12 protein-coding genes are annotated in these 19,209 nt (G+C 47.7%); 10 read left to right on the top strand and 2 right to left on the bottom strand.

The annotated features are described in order from the left end of the window. Positions 1-210: 210 nt before the first annotated feature. The 3 genes from OL444_RS18415 to OL444_RS18425 all read left to right on the top strand — a co-directional run bounded on the left by OL444_RS18415 (position 211) and on the right by OL444_RS18425 (position 7,219). Positions 211-3,552 (top strand): HEAT repeat domain-containing protein, encoded by a 3,342-nt coding sequence (locus OL444_RS18415; protein ID WP_264730830.1) that lies wholly within the window; start codon positions 211-213, stop codon positions 3,550-3,552. 15 nt (positions 3,553-3,567) lie between these two features. Next, entirely contained in the window at positions 3,568-5,208 is a 1,641-nt protein-coding gene (locus OL444_RS18420) for an SWIM zinc finger family protein (protein WP_264730829.1), read from the top strand. Positions 5,209-5,644: 436 nt separating this feature from the next. Beyond that, positions 5,645-7,219, top strand: a complete 1,575-nt coding sequence (locus tag OL444_RS18425; RefSeq protein WP_264730828.1) for a reverse transcriptase family protein — start codon at positions 5,645-5,647, stop codon at positions 7,217-7,219. Positions 7,220-7,302: 83 nt separating this feature from the next. Here the strand turns inward: OL444_RS18425 and OL444_RS18430 are convergent, their stop codons facing one another. Both OL444_RS18430 and metX read right to left on the bottom strand, forming a co-directional pair. After that, on the bottom strand, positions 7,303-10,188 hold the full coding sequence (locus tag OL444_RS18430) for a TonB-dependent receptor (protein WP_264730827.1): 2,886 nt from the start codon (positions 10,186-10,188) through the stop codon (positions 7,303-7,305). 142 nt (positions 10,189-10,330) lie between these two features. Then, the gene (metX, locus tag OL444_RS18435) at positions 10,331-11,353 is read right to left on the bottom strand and encodes a homoserine O-acetyltransferase MetX (protein ID WP_264730826.1); all 1,023 of its coding nucleotides are present in this window, start codon (positions 11,351-11,353) and stop codon (positions 10,331-10,333) included. Between the two features lie 103 nt (positions 11,354-11,456). On the opposite strand from metX, the gene OL444_RS18440 reads away from it, so the two are divergent. The 7 genes from OL444_RS18440 to trhO all read left to right on the top strand — a co-directional run bounded on the left by OL444_RS18440 (position 11,457) and on the right by trhO (position 19,086). Then, on the top strand, positions 11,457-11,876 hold the full coding sequence (locus tag OL444_RS18440) for an OsmC family protein (protein WP_264730825.1): 420 nt from the start codon (positions 11,457-11,459) through the stop codon (positions 11,874-11,876). Between the two features lie 23 nt (positions 11,877-11,899). Continuing rightward, positions 11,900-13,084, top strand: a complete 1,185-nt coding sequence (locus tag OL444_RS18445; protein ID WP_264730824.1) for an O-succinylhomoserine sulfhydrylase — start codon at positions 11,900-11,902, stop codon at positions 13,082-13,084. Between the two features lie 523 nt (positions 13,085-13,607). Continuing rightward, entirely contained in the window at positions 13,608-13,973 is a 366-nt protein-coding gene (locus tag OL444_RS18450; RefSeq protein WP_264730823.1) for a hypothetical protein, read from the top strand. An 83-nt stretch (positions 13,974-14,056) separates the two neighbouring features. Further along, a complete protein-coding gene (locus OL444_RS18455; RefSeq protein WP_264730822.1) occupies positions 14,057-16,576 on the top strand; it encodes a DUF5686 and carboxypeptidase regulatory-like domain-containing protein in 2,520 nt (839 codons plus the stop codon). Positions 16,577-17,058: 482 nt separating this feature from the next. Continuing rightward, positions 17,059-17,265, top strand: a complete 207-nt coding sequence (locus OL444_RS18460) for a hypothetical protein (protein ID WP_264730820.1) — start codon at positions 17,059-17,061, stop codon at positions 17,263-17,265. A gap of 478 nt (positions 17,266-17,743) precedes the next feature. Further along, positions 17,744-17,866 (top strand): hypothetical protein, encoded by a 123-nt coding sequence (locus OL444_RS18465; protein ID WP_264730818.1) that lies wholly within the window; start codon positions 17,744-17,746, stop codon positions 17,864-17,866. 197 nt (positions 17,867-18,063) lie between these two features. Further along, positions 18,064-19,086, top strand: coding sequence for an oxygen-dependent tRNA uridine(34) hydroxylase TrhO (gene trhO / locus OL444_RS18470; protein ID WP_264730816.1), 1,023 nt, complete (start codon positions 18,064-18,066; stop codon positions 19,084-19,086). The last annotated feature ends 123 nt before the right edge of the window (positions 19,087-19,209 follow it).

Below are 19,209 nucleotides of genomic sequence, written 5' to 3' on the forward strand. Positions count from 1 at the left end.
CTCTGTATAAGAGAAATTTATAGTACGCATGATATAAAAAGTTATTTTTTATATCATGCGTATTTTTTTTTCGGGAGAAGAGACCGTTTAACGGGGAGGACTATACGTTTTATACATCATAAGGTTACTTGTCAAGAAAAGTTCAGGTAAAAATAAAGTTGTCGGCTAACAGTTATTTATTAGCTTAGCCGACTATTTTAATGTTAGCTCATGAGATTTGTTAGGAATGTAAAACTCTTTTTCCGCGAAGGAAACTCAGATAAGACCTATGAAATAGATCTTTGTGAAGTAGGACCGGAGCAGTATTTGGTGAACTTCCGTTATGGTAAACGCTCCGGCGCCCTGAAGGAAGGAACCAAAACAAGCACCCCGGTATCATTGGCTGCAGCCACTACTATCTTTGATGCGCTTGAAAAAGAAAAACGAAGCAAAGGCTATCTGGGAGAACAGGAAGCGGTGCAGGATCTGGCCTTCGTACCGGTAGACACCAACGAGGTAGGTAATGTACAACACCGCGCTATCCTGAAACGTTTGCAGGGAGCACTGGATGGAAAGTCGGGCTATAAAACCGCCTGGAAAACCTCTCGTGTTATCTGGAAAGCAGGTGCATATAAAGTAACCGAAGCAGTACCTTACCTGATCAAACTGATAGAAAGGGGAGATGCCCTGCAGCGATATGCCACCTTGTGGGCATTGGGTAAATGCGGCGATCCGGCTGCCATTCCGGTATTACAGTCCTACGCCGACAACGGTTCGTATCCGCTCAATATCCGGATGCTGGCTGCCAACGCGTTGTTACTGACATTGCCGGAGGCAGAAAAAGCAGCGCATATCCAGGCGTATTTGCAACGGCTGCCGGAAGTCTTCCAGCAAACCATCGCCGGCAACAACGCCCGCGAAATTTTTGTGTTATTACACCAAAGGGTATTTCAACGCACGGAACAAGAGTATCCGCTGCTGGAAGACCTGTATATAGTAGCTGCTGGTAATGCTGCTGTAAAAGAAGCCCTGGTGGCTTTCCTGACACAGTTACCATTGCGGCCTGCCTATTTCCGGCATATCCGTCACCTGTTCAAACAGGCAGAACTCCGCGATGACCAAGGGATCGTGGGGCTGCTGGCAACCCGTTTTGAACGCGAAGCCGCCATGTTTACCAATCCGGGTACCCGGCTGGACTACGACGGGGAGGAATACGTTCCCAATGCCTATGTGGCCGAGCTGCAACAAAGCTTCAAAGCCAGTAAGGAATTGAAACGTCCGGACAGCAAACTGGCTTTCTCCGATAAAACACGCACTTACCTGAACCGCCGTGTACTGCGTAACCTGCAGGCCATGGGAGCACAGGAAGACATGCAGTATGTGCGGCTGGCAACGGCTTTACTGCTGCAATACGAAGAAAGCAGGGATGCCAGCAAGGAATACGAAGTACGGCAGTATGCGTATGTCAATGGCCGTTATACCACTGTGTATAAACAATACCCGGCCAATTCCAAGGCTGTATTCCTGACCTATATTACCCGGGGAAATGCACCGGATCTGCACCTGCAGCAGAATGGACGGGAATGGTATTTTGAAACGCCGGCAGATGCTGATGGTAAAAAGCCCGCTGCGACCACGCTGAAAGGCAATCCGGACGCGCTGAAAACAGCCAACAAAGGTAACCTGATCACCAAATTATTTGGCTGGCTGGGTGGTGAAAAGCAGGCTGCCACTTCCGGCACACCGCCTGAATTCCGCCCCGATGTAGCTACACCACTGGTGACAGCTACCGCAGCCAGCGAAGTGCCTTTCCTGGCGTTGTGGCAAAAAATGCCACAGGCATTTATTCAGCTCCTGGTTTCCGCCAAAATGGAAGTCGTGCATATTTTCGCCATGGAGCAGCTGAAAGCACATCCGGATTACAACCACCTGAAAGAAAAGATGGATGAAGGCGTCATCGCCGGACTCCTCGCCAATACCTTTAGCATACCCGCTTTATTCGGTCTGGAACTGGCCCGGGAGAAATATAATCCTGCCCAACCTTCGTTGCGCCTCCTGGATGCCCTGGTAGCCAGTCCGCTGGAAGTGGCCCGTAAACAGGGACTGGAATGGATTGCAGCGCAGCGGCAACTTTGCCTGGGCGATATGCAATTCCTCATTCACCTGATCTTTTCGCCTTATGCAGATGTACGTGCGTTTGTGCGTAAAGAACTGACGCCGGACTTATTACCACTGGAAAAAGCCCGTCAGCTTTGTGCCAGCGCGATCGAAGGATTGCTGGTGCTGCAGGCGGCAACGCCAGAAGGCCTGGCTAATCTGCAGGATGCCTGCAGCGTGCTGGAGCAACATGCTGCCCATGCGTTGAAAGAAACGGCTATTTCCGTGATTGAAGACCTCCTGAGAAGTCCGGTGGCGGCCTGTCATGCTTTTGCGGCCCGCCTGCTGCTACTCAAGGAAGGTAACTTCGATTTTGAACAGCTGTCAGACAGTCTGCTGCAAAATCTCCTCTCCAATGACTATGCGCCGGTACGCGCATCCGGTATGGATATGCTGCGTATCCTGGGGTCAGGTGTATTGGTAACCCGCCCGGAACTCTTGCTGTTTACCCTGGTGGCCACGCATACGGATGTACGAAAAGGAATCCGTCCGCTGATTACGCAAGTGGTGCAATTGGATAACCGGATGGCTGTTTATCTCGTCAATGAACTGGTACCCCGGTTGATGCGGAAGGAGACTGCCGAAGGTATTCATGAAGATATTGCGGAAGTCCTCAGCCAGGAGCTGGTAGCCTTCCTGCACGACGTAGATACCGCTACCGCTTTACGTTTATTGTATGCCAACTACCGCTCAGCCCAGACCTTCGGCGTGCTGGTACTGGAGAAATATATTCCTGCCGAAGCATTGACCTTAAAACAGGTGATTGCCGCCGGTAACCACGAACTGCGCCAGGTACGGGAATGGAGCTGGCGTTTCTTTGAACAGCAGCTGGCCCGCATCCGTTATGAACGCGATGGCGCTATCAGCCTGCTGGATGCCACCTGGGACGATACCCGCGACTTTGCGAAAACATTTTTCCGGACTCACTTCACGGAAAATGACTGGACACCGGAAACGCTGGTGGCCATCGCCGATAGCGTACGCCCGGATATCCAGGCATTTGGCCGCGAGCTGCTGATGCGTTTCTTCCGGGAAGAAGACGGACAAAACTACCTGCTGAAACTAAGCCAGCACCCCAGTGCGGCGATGCAGCTCTTTGCCACCGGCTACCTGGAGAATTATGCAGCCGATAACCTGGCTTACCTGCAGGAGCTGGAACACTTTTTCCGTTCGGTACTGAGCCGGGTGAATAAAGCACGCGCCGCCAAAGAAAGGATCTTCCGTTTCCTGGAGAAAGAAGCACTCCGGTCAGCGCCTGCCGCTACCTATATCGGTAACATCATTGCCGCTATATCTGCTACGGTATCTATTGGTGACAAGGCCCGCTGCATCGAAATCATGCGCAACATTCACCGGCATTTCCCGGAGATCGCGTTGCCGATACAAATTGAAACAGCTGCTGTTAGAGAAAATTAAAAAGCGAATCCATTTATGTTATTTAACTATAGATATAGCGGTCAATCACAGGTATATAGCAATGCTACTGCTGCCGGTATTTCTTTTGCGCCGGATACCCACCGTGACCCCACTTTTTTTGTAGGGAAACTGGACAAAAAGATTGCTTTCCGGGAAGCCATTTCTGCTCTGCATGATGTGGTGGTATCGGATCTGCGTTTCAAACCGAAAGATAAAACGGCCTATAAAGAATGGGCTGCGCAACAGGAAGCCGTGTGGCTGGCCGAATTTATGGGCGCCTACGATAAACAGGCGGCAGACCAGCGTATGGAAGCGCTCAAAGCTGAGCTGCAAACCATCAGCGCGGAGAAAGACCGCGTGATGTCGCCGTTTTATAAAGCCCGTAAAAATTACTTCGACTACCTGTATCAGAAAGACCGGGATGCCTGGTTTGTACTGGACCCGGTGATCAGCGTACATCCCGATGAAATGTTCTTTGAATGTTTCAGTCAGGATGAATCGACCTACGGTAAGCTGAGCGCCAGCTACAACGTATTCAAGGAAGTCAACGAATTTGAGTGTGGTACTACCAACATCGATTATTCGGCAGCGTTATACAACGAATTTCAGAAGATCAGGGACTATAAGGAAACTGATTTTAAAATAGATCCGGGAGGATTTCAGGTACAAACTTCTCAGGAAGAATTATACCATGAGGTGAAGATAGACCTGCCCGATAGCTGGGTACGTGGTTTTCTGCAGGTAAGTTCCGCAATGACATTACCGGCAGCCACCTTCGATCTGCATCCGATGGACGTCTATAACTTCTGCCTCTGGTTACGCCGCTTTAAAGAAAAGCAGGGGCCCCGTTCTATCCGTTTTATCCTGGAACCAGATAAACCGGTACGGGCCATCTTTGAACCCTGGAACCACGAAATCGTATGTGCGCGGTCGTTATACCGCGGTCCGCAGCGCCGTGAAATCAGAATATGGGGGAGAAGGAGATTGCTGATTCTGGAAAGACTTATTCCGATCGCTAAGAAATTCACGGTACATCTCACCGGCAACGGATTGCCTTCTTTCTACATCGCTGATCTGGGAGATATGCAGTTTACCCTGGGCTTATCCGGGTGGACAGCGAACGACTGGTCGCGTGCCGGACAGTTCGACCTGATGGCGCCCCGCGCAGTAGTAGATGACAGTGCCAAACTGAAAGTATTTGCCGACCTGAAAACCAGGTGGATGGGCAAACCGGAAGCTATTGCCGCAGCCACCGGATTGGATAAGGCCACCGTACTGGGCGCGCTGGGTATCTATACCCAGGCGGGTAAAGTGATCTACGACCTGCATACCGGATTTTACCGCCTGCGGGAGTTGAGCCGCGAACCATTGCCGCTGGAAAGCCTGCGTTTTTCCAATCCGCAGGAAGCAGTGGCCAATGAACTGGTGCAAAAAAAGAAAGTAGAAGTAAAGGAACAGGAATTACCAGGAGTAGGTATACAACTGAAAGGAAATGTAAAAGGAGATTATCGTGTATACCATCCCGTTATAGTGATAGATGCCGACGAAAGATTGAGCGAAGCACACTGTGACTGTAGTTTTTACAATACGAATAAATTATACAAAGGACCCTGCGAACACATGCTGGCCCTGCGTATCGCGCATGCAGAAAAATAAAAATGAAAATAATTCTGCCGGATATATTTTATTTCCGGAAATTATTTTCTAACTTGCCTGCTCGTTGATAACAAGATCTTTGTAAAGAGGAAATGATTGCACTTGCGCCCGAAAAGGGACGAATGATGTTTCGTCATTCAGGTATATTGACTATACATGCTTCACTAAATGCAATCTTTACTTTGGGAGGGGCGTACTATACCGGTATTTACGGTATAAGCCCCGGGGGCTTAAATACCAGTATAGTACGCCCCTCCCTGGAGTTGATTGATTTAGTCAATGGTTTGCACGAAGGCTATTTTCCTCTTTACAAAAATATTGTTCCCTCTCCGGGTCGGGCATAGGCTGCAACAGCCACTTCATCGCCGGGACCCATTAACATCCCCGCTGATTCAGACGATTACAGATTTCATCAAAAAAAGTAAATGCTGAGATTATGGCCGAAGGCTTAACCCGTCAACAGCTGTACGATAAAATACGTGCATCCTCCAAAGAGGAACATATACTGGAAGAAATGATCCGCCTGGGTTTCTGGGCGCAAAATACAGCACAGCCATCGCCGTCGGAAACCCTGATCCGCAAGGAAGGGGTACTGCGTCGTGAACTGAACCAGTTACTCGAAGAAAGACAGAAATACCGCAACAAAGAAAAGATGCTGGCCGACATGCGGAAAGAACGCATGGCCAAATCAAAACTCAAAAGAGCGGAGACCAAAAAGCGGAACGAAGAAAAAAGAAAGGAACGCGCTGCTGCCTGGACAGAACTCAGCCAGCAACAGATCGTATACCTGGGAGAGGAAGTATCGGCCGGTTTGAATAAAACCGTATCTGATACGGCACAGCTGGAGAAATTCGGACTGCCGCTATTCCACGATGCTACTGCCCTGGCACTGGCCATGGGTACCACGTTGGGTAAACTGCGTTACCTCGCATTCAATAGAAAAACAGGTACGCATACCCACTACCAGCGTTTTCAGATCCCTAAAAAATCCGGTGGTACCCGGGTGATTTCTGCGCCCATGCCCCAGCTGAAAGCAGCACAGCATTGGATCCTGGAAAATATTCTTTACAAGATAAAAAATAGTGAGTCCGCGCACGGGTTCGTACCCGGTAAATCAATTGTCACCAATGCCGCGCCGCATATCGGGCAAGACATTGTCATCAATCTTGATCTGCGCGACTTTTTCCCTTCCATCGCCTATAAACGCGTGAAAGGATTATTCTGTAAACTGGGATATTCCGAACAGGTGGCCACTATCCTGGGGTTAATCTGTACGGAACCAGAAGTAGATGAAATTACACTGGACAACCGCAAATACTATGTGGCCAAAACAGCCCGTCACCTGCCACAGGGCGCGCCTACCAGCCCGGCCATTACCAACCTGATTTGTTTTAAACTGGACAGGCGTTTTGAAGGACTGGCAGCCAGATACGGTTACGCCTATACGCGATATGCGGATGATATGACTTTCTCTGCCAAGGCAACGGCGGCAGATGATGCCGGCCAGCTGTTATGGGCCGTTAAACAGGTGGTAAAAGAAGAAGGATTCACCCTGCATCCTGATAAGCTGAAAGTGATGCAGAAAGGCGACCGCCGGGAAGTAACCGGTATTGTGGTGAATGATAAACTGAGCCTGGACCGGACTACCCTGCACCGCTTCCGTGCCTTGTTGCACCAGATTGGTAAAACAGGCCTGTCAGGTAAAACCTGGGGCAAAGGCAAAAACATTATCAGCAGCATCGAAGGATATGCCAACTATGTATACATGGTAAAGCCAGAACAGGGGGCTAAACTGAAAGCAACGCTGGCAGCGCTGTTACAACGGGAAGATATCAAAGCGGAAGCCCGTCAGATATGGACCGGCGAGCCCCTGCCTGTTGCGGAAACACCTGCCGCAGGAGTAACTGAAACACCCGCACCTACACCCGCACCAGCTGCATCGGCATCTGTGGCCGCAGCCACCACGCCACCGCCAGCGGCGGGAGAGGACTCCTGGTGGAAGATTGTATAAAAGAAATGCCATATAAAATAAGAAAGGACGTATGCTACAGCATACGTCCTTTCTTATTTTATACAGGTTGCCCCGTTGTAGCATTACAGGTTGTAACCCAGCGCCACATACCATTGGGAACCGATTGTCGGGTTACCCCATGACTGCGTATATCCTTTATTCAGGATATTGGTACCGCCCAGTTTAATAGTGGTTTTGGCTTTCGGGAAAAATTTGCTGGCCATCGCATCGAGAGTGCCATAGGCGGGAATTTCACTTTTTCCGGCTACGTTTACATTAGGTCCTACGAAGGATGATTGCCAGATATAACCTTCCTGCCAGCGCCAGGCGATGTTAAAGGCGATCTGTGTATTGGCAATGTTACGGTTACCGAAATTCAGGTTGTACCGTACTTTAGGCGTGTTGTACATCACCAGGAAGCTGCCCAGATCCTTTTCATTTGTCAGTTCGTTGTAGGAGATGTTACCACCTGCCGTGAAATTAGCTGGCAGGCTGTAATCGAGGCCCAGTGCCCAACCCCATGATTTCACAGTTTCTTCTGCGCTTACCGGGATCGAGAACACATTCCGGGTGCTGGCTCCGGTAGGTTGTATCAATACCTGGATGCCATTCATGTTTTTGAAATCATTTTTGTAGATGTAGGCATCAATCAACAGCTTTTTAGCGATGAGGGCTTTATAGCCGATTTCATATGCCTGGATTTTCTCCGGTTGGAATTCACGGAAAGTATATTGTTTGGGAGCACCTGCCTGTACAGACTGCAGGGTATACACCGGACCTTTGTTGAGGCCGTAACGTTCCCGTAAAAAGGGCAGACCGCCGATGAGCCTTGCCTGTGGCGTCAGCAGGTCGATGTACTGATCCTGGTTATGCGGAATACGGAAACCGGTCTGATAGGAAGCCCGGATGTTGTGGGTTTCCAGGAAAGTATATACCGCCGATAAACGGGGGCTGAACTGTCCTTTGAAGTTGGTGTTTTTATCGTAACGGATAGATCCGGTCAGTTTCAAATGTTCCTGCGCTAATTTTTTCATCACCTGTACATAGCCACCATATTCGTTGATCCGGAATTCTTTGCCGTTATCATCTACTGCAAAGATGGTTTTTTCGGAGTTCAGGGTATACAGCCGGTAGTTACCTCCTACGAGGATTTCAGCGAAGTGGATGAACCGATGGAAGTTGTACATGAACTCTGCCTGATACAGGTTGGTTTTATCGGTGAATTTAGCGCCTATACCTGTGGCGTCGCCGGGGATAGGTTTGCTTTTCACCGCATCTGCCGCATCATTAAACTCCTTGGAGCCTGGCAGAAAGCGGCCCTGATCGGCTTTATTTCTGGCAGCGGTATTAAAGGCGCCGCGCTGTGCATCAAGTGCGTTTTGCGCCGTGGTTAATGCAGCGGCAGGGGTAGCACCTCCGGCGAGTGCCGCACCATATGCTTTGGCAAAGGCAGGCAGGGCGGCACCGGCATAAGTGCCGAAATATTCACCATACCACTGGGTGCTCTTCTTCCAGGCTTCATTAATGCCGGAAGCCAGGGTACCGGCGGCATAGCTGTCGCCCGATCTTTCCTGGGTAGTATACAACCGTACATAAAAATCACTGCCTTTCAGTTCTACTTTGTATTGTCCCATCATGAAATTCTTGAGGGAGTACCGGTCTGCCCCGGTATATACAGACGTACCATAACCGAAGTTGCCCTGGATCAGGGCTTCCAGGTTATTATTGATTTTATAGTGCAGGGCGCCGTTCAGTTTCAGGTTTTTGGTATTGTAGTCTACCACATCGGATTCGTTGTAGCCGGTGCGGGTTACATCGGCCATGGCTGCCCCGGGAATGGCGGCGTTCAGGATCTGAGCGGGAGTAACCGTGTTACCCAGCATACCGGCAAGGCCAGCCAGTTGCGCGCCCAGGGCGGAACCGGGCGTATTAGCCTGTGATGCCAGGGTATTATACATATTGACGGTGTTTTCATCGCCGTAGGTATTCACACCGTTGTAACCTTCGTTGTTGGCGCGGGTACCGTTTTGCAACGTATGTCCGTTGGCGAGACTCTGATCGCGTTGATCATAGGCCTGCCAGTCTTTCGCCTGGAGGTAACCAACATTTAATTTAAAAGCCCATTTATTATTGAATGCTTTTGCATAACGTACAGATACATCATAATAACCGGTGGTGGCGCTGGTGCGGCCTTTATCCTGGAGGAAGCCGGTTTTTACCTGTGCACTGAGTCCCTGGTACTGAAAAGGATTTTTACTGTTCATCAGTACAATACCATTGAGGGCATTGGGACCATACAGGGCAGAAGCTGCGCCGGGAATAAGTTCTACGCTTTCCAGATCCAGCTCCGGAATACCCACCATATTACCTACGGAGAAGTTCAGTCCGGGTGCCTGGTTATCCATACCATCGCTCAGTTGCAACAGCCGCGTATTACCATTGCTGTTGAAGCCACGGGTATTCACTGATTTGAAGGTTAAGCTCTGTGCACTCATTTCCACCCCTTTCAGGTTGATGAGGGCATCGTAAAAACTGGGTGCAGGAGAAGCTTTTAAGGCGCGGGTATCCAGTTTTTCAATGGAAACCGGCGACTCCAGTATACTTTCCTGTACACGGCTGGCGGCTACGACTACTTCCTGGCCAAGGATTTCTGTACTGCCCAGTTGCACCGCTACTTTTTCGGTAGCGCTGTTGACAGTTTGTTCTGCAGACTTGTAACCAACATAGGAAAATACAAGTGTCAGGGGGAATGCGTGCGTGGTTTTAAGCTGGAAGGATCCGTTGGCGCCGGTGATGGTACCGGCCGTAACGCCTTTGATACTAATGGTAACACCAGGCATAGGTGTACCGGTTGTTTTGTCGGTGACAGTACCGCTGATAGTACCGGGCGTTTGTGCTGAGATTACCGGATATAGGGATAATAATAGCAACAGGGAAGCCATACCAGCTTTGACTAGAATGCTTTTCATACAAAGAGGATTTAGACTTGGTTTAGTTAAATATAACGAAAGAATTATGAATTACACATAAAGCAGCACGCTTTTTCAGGAAGAAGGGTGTCTTTTTTCTTCCTGGAAAAGCGTCCTGTTATATATTATATGAAACTTTCGTTTATCCCTGGTGCAGCCAGTCGTTTAAAATGGTGCCGATGGTTTCGAATTCGATGAGGAAGCCATCATGTCCGTAAGTGGAGTCTATTTCGTGGTAGGTCGCCTGTGGCAGGTGAGTTGCCAGCAATCGTTGTTCTTCCGGCGGACATAAAATATCGCTGCTGATGCCGATCAGCAGGGTGGGTTGGGTAATATGGGAGAGGGCGGCTGTAATGTCTTCATGACGTCCCCGTGCAATATTGTGGCTATCCATGGCTTTGGTGAGCAGCCAGTAGGTTTGTGCATTGAAACGTTTGACCAGTTTGTCGCCCTGATAATTAATATAGGAAGAGGCCCGGAAGCCATCTGTTTTTTCCTTGTCGGGGTCAGACTGTGCACGTACAAAGGTCTGGTAGTTCCGGTACGTCAGCATGCCTATTGCCCGTGCCGCCTTGAGTCCGGCAGCGCCGGCAGCAGGGGTGGGGTCTTCCCAGGTATGGTCTGCCTCTATGGCCAGCCGCTGTGCGGTATGTATAGCAATACCCCAGGCACTTTCCGCAGCACCGGTGCAAAGCAGGAACAGTTTGCCGATCAGCTGTGGCTCTGTCAATGCCCATTCCAATACCTGATAGCCTCCCATAGAACCGCCTACAAGCAGGCCTATTCGGGGAATCCGGAGGTGTTGCCGCAGTAAGATGTGCGCCTGTACCATATCGCGGATGGTGACCGCCGGAAAAGTATGGTACCAGGGTTGCCCGGTATCCGGGTTAACGGAGTGCGGGCCGGAACTGCCATAGCAGGAACCTATAATATTGGCACAGACAATAAAATGCCGGGCAGGATCTATGGGCCTGCCGGTTCCCGTAAGTCCGGCCCACCAGTCGGCAACATCACTGTTGGCGGTCAACGCGTGACATATCCACACCACATTACTGCCATCTGCATTCATGGTACCATACGTATGGTAAGCGATGTGCAAGGAGGGTAAAACCTGGCCGGATTCTAACCGGAATGATGCTGTACTATGGAAAACCTTAACCGACAATCTGTTTTAAATTTGCGCAAAACTACAATATCCATCCCTAAATGTTTAGTAATTCGTAATTCGGCTGTGAATTTTTTATCTTTGCTATAGAAAATAACTAACTATGAAGATAGCATTACAAAGAGTAGACGACGGCTTTAACATGGAGGCTGTAGACGAAGGCGGTCACAAAGTACTGATGGATTCATCAGTGGAAAACGGCGGCAAAAACAATGGGGTAAGACCTATGCAGATGATGATTATGGGACTGGGAGGCTGTTCTGCTATCGACGTGTTAATGATCCTCAAAAAGCAACGCCAGGAAGTAACGGATTTCCGTATCGAAATCGATGCAGAAAGAGAAAAAGGGAAAGAACCAGCTTTATGGGAAACGGCTCATATCATCTTCCATTTTACCGGTAATATCGATCCGGATAAAGCAGCACGGGCTGTAGAGCTTTCTATGAATAAATACTGCTCCGTAGCGGAAACCCTGCGTCAGTCGAATACCAAACTGACCTGGGAAGTGAAACTGAACGCGTAATCTGCAGAAACCACCATATATTCATGCATAAAGAGAATCAATACCAACCTGATACCCACGCCGTAAGAATTCAAACAGCCAGAACAGACCAGATGGAACACTCTACACCGATGTTCCTGACTTCCAGCTTTTGTTTTGATGACGCGGAAGAAATGCGGGCTACTTTTGCTGATGAAACCGACTTCAACATCTATAGCCGTTTCAGTAATCCGAATGTAGATGAGTTTATACAAAAGATGTGTGCCCTGGAAGGTGCAGAAGCGGGTTACGCTACTGCTTCCGGTATGAGTGCCATCTTTGCCAGCTTTATGGCCCTGCTGAAAGCCGGCGATCATATTCTCTCTGCCCGTTCCATTTTTGGCTCCACGCATACGGTGGTGACTAAATTCCTGCCTAAATGGGGGATTGAGTATTCCTATTTTGATATGAATGATCCGGCTTCCATCGAAGCCATGATTCAACCCAATACCCGGATGATCTACGTGGAAACCCCGTCTAATCCGGGTCTGGAGATCATTGACATGGAATGGCTGGCCGGCATCGCCAATAAACACAATATCATCCTCAATGTAGATAACTGTTTTGCCACACCGGTATTACAGCGGCCCATCGCTGCAGGCGCGCACCTGGTAGTGCATTCTGCTACCAAATGGATCGATGGCCAGGGTAGGGTACTGGGAGGTGTGATTGTAGGTAGAAAAGACCTGATTAAAGACATCCACACTTTCTGCAGAAGCACCGGGCCGGCCATGTCGCCTTTTAATGCCTGGGTACTCAGCAAAAGCCTGGAAACTTTGTACGTGCGGATGGAACGCCACTCGGACAGTGCGTTGAAACTGGCGCAGGCGCTGGAAAACAACCCACACCTGTTATCCATAAAATATCCGTTTCTGCCTACGCATCCACAATATGCCATTGCTACCAAACAAATGAGTGGCGGCGGTGGTATCGTGTGCTTTGAACTGAAAGGCGGGCTGGAACAAGGGGTACGTTTCCTGGATTCCCTGCAGCTCCTGTCGCTGACGGCTAATCTGGGCGACAGCCGTAGTATTGCTTCTCACCCGGCCAGTACTACACATGCCAAACTCACAGACGCAGAAAGAGCCAGCGTAGGTATAACGCCAGGGCTTATACGTATTTCCGTAGGATTGGAAAATATCAAAGATATCCTGGCCGATATTGAGCAGGCGCTCGATAAAAGCAAATAGGCATCGCTATCAGCAATCATTGTTGGCAGCTACAAATATGTTTAACCGGGAGTAAGCTATAAGAGTTATGGCTTACTCCCGGTTTTATATAGCAAATATGGTGGGGTATCTGCTATGCGATAGCAACATAGGATGAGATATATTTGCTGAACCATCTTTATTTTCTTTGGCCTAAAAAAATGCTTATTTTAGCATACCATCTCCACGCGATACTTTCCTCCTTACTCCGCTGCTGATATTATTTTAACCAAAAAATCCGAATGCATTCATTGTGCTAAGGTAGTGCATGCATGGTGCTAAGGTAGTAGTAAGCATATTGGGTAATATTGTATCATGCAGGTATCACTTTCCCTTTTTCATGACCCTATTTTGAGGTGCGTAAGCTTACTTTATATACTTGTTTGCGGGGTCGTGTTTTAATAGCCCGTTTAAACCAGACAACAATTATTAATAATGAGGTGTAGGTATTCCCACACGTCACTTTTTAATTCGTCATTTTTAATTTCTTTGTTATATTACAATCATGAAATCCACTTCTCATTTTTTGTTAATACTCCTGTTGGCATTTGTAGCCGGATTGGTACTGCCCTGGTGGAGTGTAGCGCTGGTCGCTTTTTTGGTAACCCTGGTATTACCCTTGTCTCCGGGTAAATCCTTTTTCGGTGCTTTCCTGTCCGTTTTTGTGTTATGGATGCTGCTGGCATTTTATGCCGACGTACGTAATGACCACCTGCTGGCCAACCGTATGAGCGAAATGATCTTACAGGTAAAAAGCGCGCCGTTGATTGGAGTTGTCAGTTCCGTACTGGGAGCATTGGTAGCTGGTTTTGCCGCCAGCACCGCCGCTTTCCTGCGTGCGCCAAAAGCTGCTGCCAAAGCAACTGCCTGATTTTAATTATCATGTGCTGTTAAGATTCTGGTAAAATAACCGCAGTGTATACCCTATATGCTGCGGCTATGTATTTTTACGTCATGATGAAATACCTATCTGCCCTGTTTTGCCTGCTTATTGCCGGGTTATGTAAGGCCAATACGATTCGTGGCCGGGTGACCAATGAAAAAGATCAACCCCTCCCATATGCCACTGTATTTATCAAAGGCACTACAACAGGAACAACCACCAATGCAGCCGGTCAGTATCAGCTGGAGCTGGCCCCCGGAAATTATACCCTCATCTGTCAATATATCGGTTACCGTAAAACCACTGTGGAGGTACAACTCAGTACACCGCTGCAAACGCTCGATTTCCACCTGGAGCCTGTGAACATGCAAATCCGGGAAGTGGTGATAAAAGCGGGTGGCGAGGACCCTGCCTATGCCATTATCCGGCAGGCTATTAAGAAACGCCGCTTTTATCAGCAACAGGTAAAGGAGTACAGTTGTATGTCCTATATCAAAGGCGCCATTGCCATGAATGGTGTACCCGATCGTTTCCTGGGTAAGAAGATGGATAAAAAGGAAATGGGGGTAGACAGTGCCGGGAAAGGCATGGTGTTCCTGTCAGAATCTGTAACGAAGATAGTAGCCCGCCAGCCCGACAAAATAAAACTGGAAGTCATCTCCTCCCGGAAAAGTGGTGGTGGCTTGGGGTTAGACTTCCCCGCCATTATCAGCTTTTATGATAACAACGTATCTGCGGTGATCACGCAGATGGGCCCCCGTGGCTATATTTCCCCGATCGCAGAAAATGCATTATCGTATTATAAGTACCGGCTGGAAGGGGAGTTTCAGGAAGATGGACATACGGTAAGCCGGATAAAGGTAATGCCTAAACGAAAACAGGAACCCCTGTTTTCCGGCTATATTTTTATTACGGATAAAGACTGGCGTATTCACAGTACCGATCTGATTTTGACCAACGAATACCAGTTGGAACTGATGGACACCCTGCAAATCCGCCAAACGCATGTACCGGTTACACCGGAGGTCTGGCGGATAAAAGACCAGGTGCTGCACTTCGCCGTGAAACGATTTGGCTTCGGTATGTCGGGTAATTTTGTGAATGTATACAGTGATTATAACGTGCAGCCTAACCTGCCTGCCGGTTATTTTGATAAGACCCTCATGAAATATGATACGGCCTTCGATAAACAGCCACGCAGCTGGTGGGATAGCATCCGTCCGGTGCCGCTGGAGCAGGCCGAAGTAAAGGATTACCGCGAGAAAGACAGTATCGCCAAGGCAGAAAGAGATTCCGCTTTTTCCCGCTACCGGCTGGATTCCCTGCAGCAAAAACAAAAACCGGTAAAAATGATGGATGTGTTGTGGAATGGTGTAAAACACCAGTATTATTTCCGCCGCGATAGCGCTATCCTGTATCATTCCCTGCAGGTGAAGTCGTTGTTAAAATCGCTGAAATATAATACGGTAGAAGGGTTGGTACTGGCGTTGGAACCTACACTCACGCTGAATACCGGAAAGGAAAATACACTGAAAATATCGCCGTTTATCCGTTATGGTTTGAGTAATACTCACCTGAATGCCTATACGCAGATTGATTTCAGTAACGGCAGCCGCCTGAAAAACCGCTATGGCCGTAACAACTGGACATTGGCAGGAGGGAAGCGCATCAGTCAGTTTAACCAGGATAATCCCATTGATAATATTGCCAACGAGTTTTATACCCTGCTCCTGAAAGAAAACTATATGAAACTGTATGAGAACTGGTTTGGCCATCTTCAATACAGCCGTACCTTTCAGACAAATGATAAACTAACCGCAGGTATTACCTACGAAAGCAGGATACCGGTAGAAAATACAACAGACTTCGTCATTTTCCGGAATGATCGTAAACAGTTTACGCCCAATCATCCAAACGAATTTTCCAACATACCATTTACCCGGCATCAGGCTTTGGTGCTGGATCTGCATTTCCGCTTTCAGCCCGGACAACAGTTTATAGAACTGCCGGATCGGAAAATTCCGTTTGGTTCCAAATATCCGACATTTGAAATCGCCTATAGTAAAGGCATTCCCAATGTAGCCAACAGCATTGTCGACTTTGATAAATGGCAGTTTGCCGTGCGGGACGATATGAACTTTAAATTATTTGGCGCCTTTCGCTATCATGTGAGTGTGGGTGGTTTTATCAACGACCGTAATGTCCAGTTGCCCGATTACCAGCATTTCAATGGTAATCAGACTTTCTACAATACCAAGTACCTCAATAGTTTTCAGCTGGCGCCTTATTACCGGTATAGTACTACTGCGCCGTTTTATGCTACCGCAAATGTGGAACATCATTTCAATGGTTTACTGACCAATAAAATTCCGTTGTTCAATCGCTTGAAATGGCACCTGGTAGCTGGTTCCAATGCATTCTATGTAAATAGCGACAATAACTATGTGGAAGTATTTGGCGGTATTGAAAATATATTCAAGATGATCCGGGTAGATGTAGTAGCCGGTTATCAGACGAAAGAAGATACACGTATAGGCGTTAGAGTTGGATTTGGGGGCATTCTGGGTGGTATGGTAAAAGCGCAGCAATAAATCGTTGGATGGCGGAGATTTTGTTTCCTGCCCACTTATCCGGCTAAAACAAAATCTCCGTATCGCTTATTTGTATGATGAATACCGATCTGATTAGAATTTCACAGTTCTTTTTCTGCTTTTCAGTTCTTTTTTCTCATCAAAGAAGTACGCGAGTAACCTGTAGATCCAGATTCCAACAATTGCATAAATAAAGTAGGTAACATAAATACTCATAACATTACATTTTTTGGGTTAAACAATATTCACTTATCAAAAGTGTAATTTTCAAAAAAGGTGCCAACTGGGGTTATAAAACGTATAGGCAAAGTTATATACAATAATTATCAAATAGTTATAAATCGATAAATATTTTTTCTGCACTTTGTAAACAAATTTTTATAAAGTATGTTATCATACAGTAGAGCAGGCTACTACCCATTATGCTTATTTTCCCTGGATGTAGCCTGGCATTATCCGCAGATCCTTTAAACCATACGACTATGAAACGGATTGCCTTTTTTGCATTGCTTTTCGGGATAATAATGGCGACCGTGGCCTACATTATTGAGACGAATGACTTGCCGGGAGCAGTTCCCATGCGTACATTTGGTTTCATAGGCTATATCTTCATTATCAGTGCTATTGCCTGGTTTTCCTTACAACAACTCTATCAGTGGAGTAAGGAAGTAGATCCCGGGAATTCCTAAAATTAAGCTTATCTATCCCCGTTTGTTTGTTCATTTTAGCTGCCTGCGGCAGATTGTTATTGAGTTGTTAAGCCTATTCTATCTACTCCCCATTATTGCTTTTAGACCCCTGACTGCGGCATGAAGTGTGTCAGGATTTTCTCGTTCTGAGGTATCGTGTTTTCAAGTGTAAAATATTTTTAATGTGAATAGGGTTTCGGGTAACTTCACCTGTTTTTCCGCGTATTGATCCACGCCTGTCAATTTGCTACTGCCGGAAACATAGTATGCCTGTTACGGTAGGGGGAGGCATGGAGGACGCAAATGTTGAGGTGCGGTAACTCCCTTAAACCCTGCAGTATTAAGGGATTTGGCAGGTGTTTAATTAGTAAGGATAACTAATTATGTAATAATGTTGATAGTATTGCAAGCGAAAGCATTGCAGAGAATATCACCATATCCAGCGACGGGCATCATTATTTTTTCAGGCAACTAAAAAATGTGCACAGCTGTGCGTGAGGGTGGGGTGGTAGCGGATAATTCCAGACCGTCTGCCTGGCGTATCAGTCTGGAAATCCCCAGCGTAAACAGCGTAACCGGACAACGAAATAATAATGGCTAGAGCAGCGATACCTGCGCTACCAGCCATTGTTCCGCTGAAACTTCGTACCTTGCAGCCTCAATAGCCATAAAAAAGTAATAATGGCTACAGCAAATATTAGCTAAACGGGATTTTATTTTTGAGTTATTGCATTGATTATCAGTGCGTAATTTGAAGTTTTGTTCACGACGCAGGTGTCCTTAAAATTTCAAAAAAACATGGCATTACACAACAGAGTATCTGCCGCCGAACTGAAAAAACGGCTGGCATTGGAAACAATTAAGCGCGTTACTATCTCCTTCTACCAGTACGCGAAAATCGAAGATCCCCAGGCTTTCCGGGATGAACTTTACGAAACCCTTTTCAAACTCGACGCATTCGGACGTATCTACGTAGCCCACGAAGGGATCAACGCGCAGATAAGCGTACCGGAACATCATTTTGAAACATTCAAAACGAAACTCTATGAAGTACCGTTCCTGAATGGTATCCGGCTGAATATTGCGGTGGATGATGATGGCAAATCGTTTTTTGTACTCAAGATTAAAGTGAGAGACAAAATTGTGGCAGACGGTATTGACGATCCTACATTTGATATGGCCAACAAAGGCCGTTATGTAGATGCCCGTGCCTTTAATGAACTATCTGCTGATCCGGAAACCGTGATCGTGGATATGCGCAACCACTATGAGTTTGAAGTAGGCCATTTTGAAGGCGCCATTGAAGTGCCGTCCGATACCTTCCGCGATCAGTTGCCCATGGCAGTGGATATGCTGGCAGACAAAAAAGACAAGAATATCATCATGTACTGCACCGGTGGTATCCGCTGTGAGAAGGCATCTGCGTACATGTTGCACCATGGCTTCAAGAATGTTTTTCACCTGGAAGGCGGTATCATCGAATACACCAACAAAGCCAGGGAACAAGAGCTGCCGATTAAATTCAAAGGCAAAAATTTCGTGTTCGACGACAGGCTGGGAGAGCGTATTACAGACGAAATCATCAGCGAATGTCACCAATGTGGTGCGCCCTGTGATACCCATACCAACTGTGTCAATGACGGTTGCCACCTGTTGTTTATCCAGTGTGCTGCCTGCGCAGAGAAATACAATGGCTGCTGCAGTGAGGCCTGCCAGACCGTGCATGCATTGCCGGAAGAAGAACAGGCTGCCTTACGTAAAGGGGTAGAAAAAGGACTGATGTTCAACAAATCCAGACGAAGAAGAAAAACAGCGGAATAGTACCGCTTAAACATAAAAAATCCGCCCCGCGTTGTTTCTTCTCGGCAGGGCGGAGTAGAGATTACAAAATCAGTAGGGGCCAGCCATCAGCTGGCCTTTCCTTTTTCCATAACCATTCTATCA

This window comes from Chitinophaga nivalis (assembly GCF_025989125.1).
Taxonomy (GTDB): Bacteria; Bacteroidota; Bacteroidia; order Chitinophagales; family Chitinophagaceae; genus Chitinophaga; species Chitinophaga nivalis.

Bases quoted from the DNA above. Each gene is read 5' to 3' on its own strand.
- OL444_RS18465 (WP_264730818.1), top strand. From the start codon at position 17,744: ATGTGCACAGCTGTGCGTGAGGGTGGGGTGGTAGCGGATAATTCCAGA.
- OL444_RS18415 (WP_264730830.1), top strand. From the start codon at position 211: ATGAGATTTGTTAGGAATGTAAAACTCTTTTTCCGCGAAGGAAACTCA.
- OL444_RS18455 (WP_264730822.1), top strand. From the start codon at position 14,057: ATGATGAAATACCTATCTGCCCTGTTTTGCCTGCTTATTGCCGGGTTA.
- OL444_RS18430 (WP_264730827.1), bottom strand. From the start codon at position 10,188: ATGAAAAGCATTCTAGTCAAAGCTGGTATGGCTTCCCTGTTGCTATTA.
- OL444_RS18440 (WP_264730825.1), top strand. From the start codon at position 11,457: ATGAAGATAGCATTACAAAGAGTAGACGACGGCTTTAACATGGAGGCT.
- OL444_RS18450 (WP_264730823.1), top strand. From the start codon at position 13,608: ATGAAATCCACTTCTCATTTTTTGTTAATACTCCTGTTGGCATTTGTA.
- OL444_RS18445 (WP_264730824.1), top strand. From the start codon at position 11,900: ATGCATAAAGAGAATCAATACCAACCTGATACCCACGCCGTAAGAATT.
- OL444_RS18420 (WP_264730829.1), top strand. From the start codon at position 3,568: ATGTTATTTAACTATAGATATAGCGGTCAATCACAGGTATATAGCAAT.
- trhO (WP_264730816.1), top strand. From the start codon at position 18,064: ATGGCATTACACAACAGAGTATCTGCCGCCGAACTGAAAAAACGGCTG.
- OL444_RS18460 (WP_264730820.1), top strand. From the start codon at position 17,059: ATGAAACGGATTGCCTTTTTTGCATTGCTTTTCGGGATAATAATGGCG.
- OL444_RS18425 (WP_264730828.1), top strand. From the start codon at position 5,645: ATGGCCGAAGGCTTAACCCGTCAACAGCTGTACGATAAAATACGTGCA.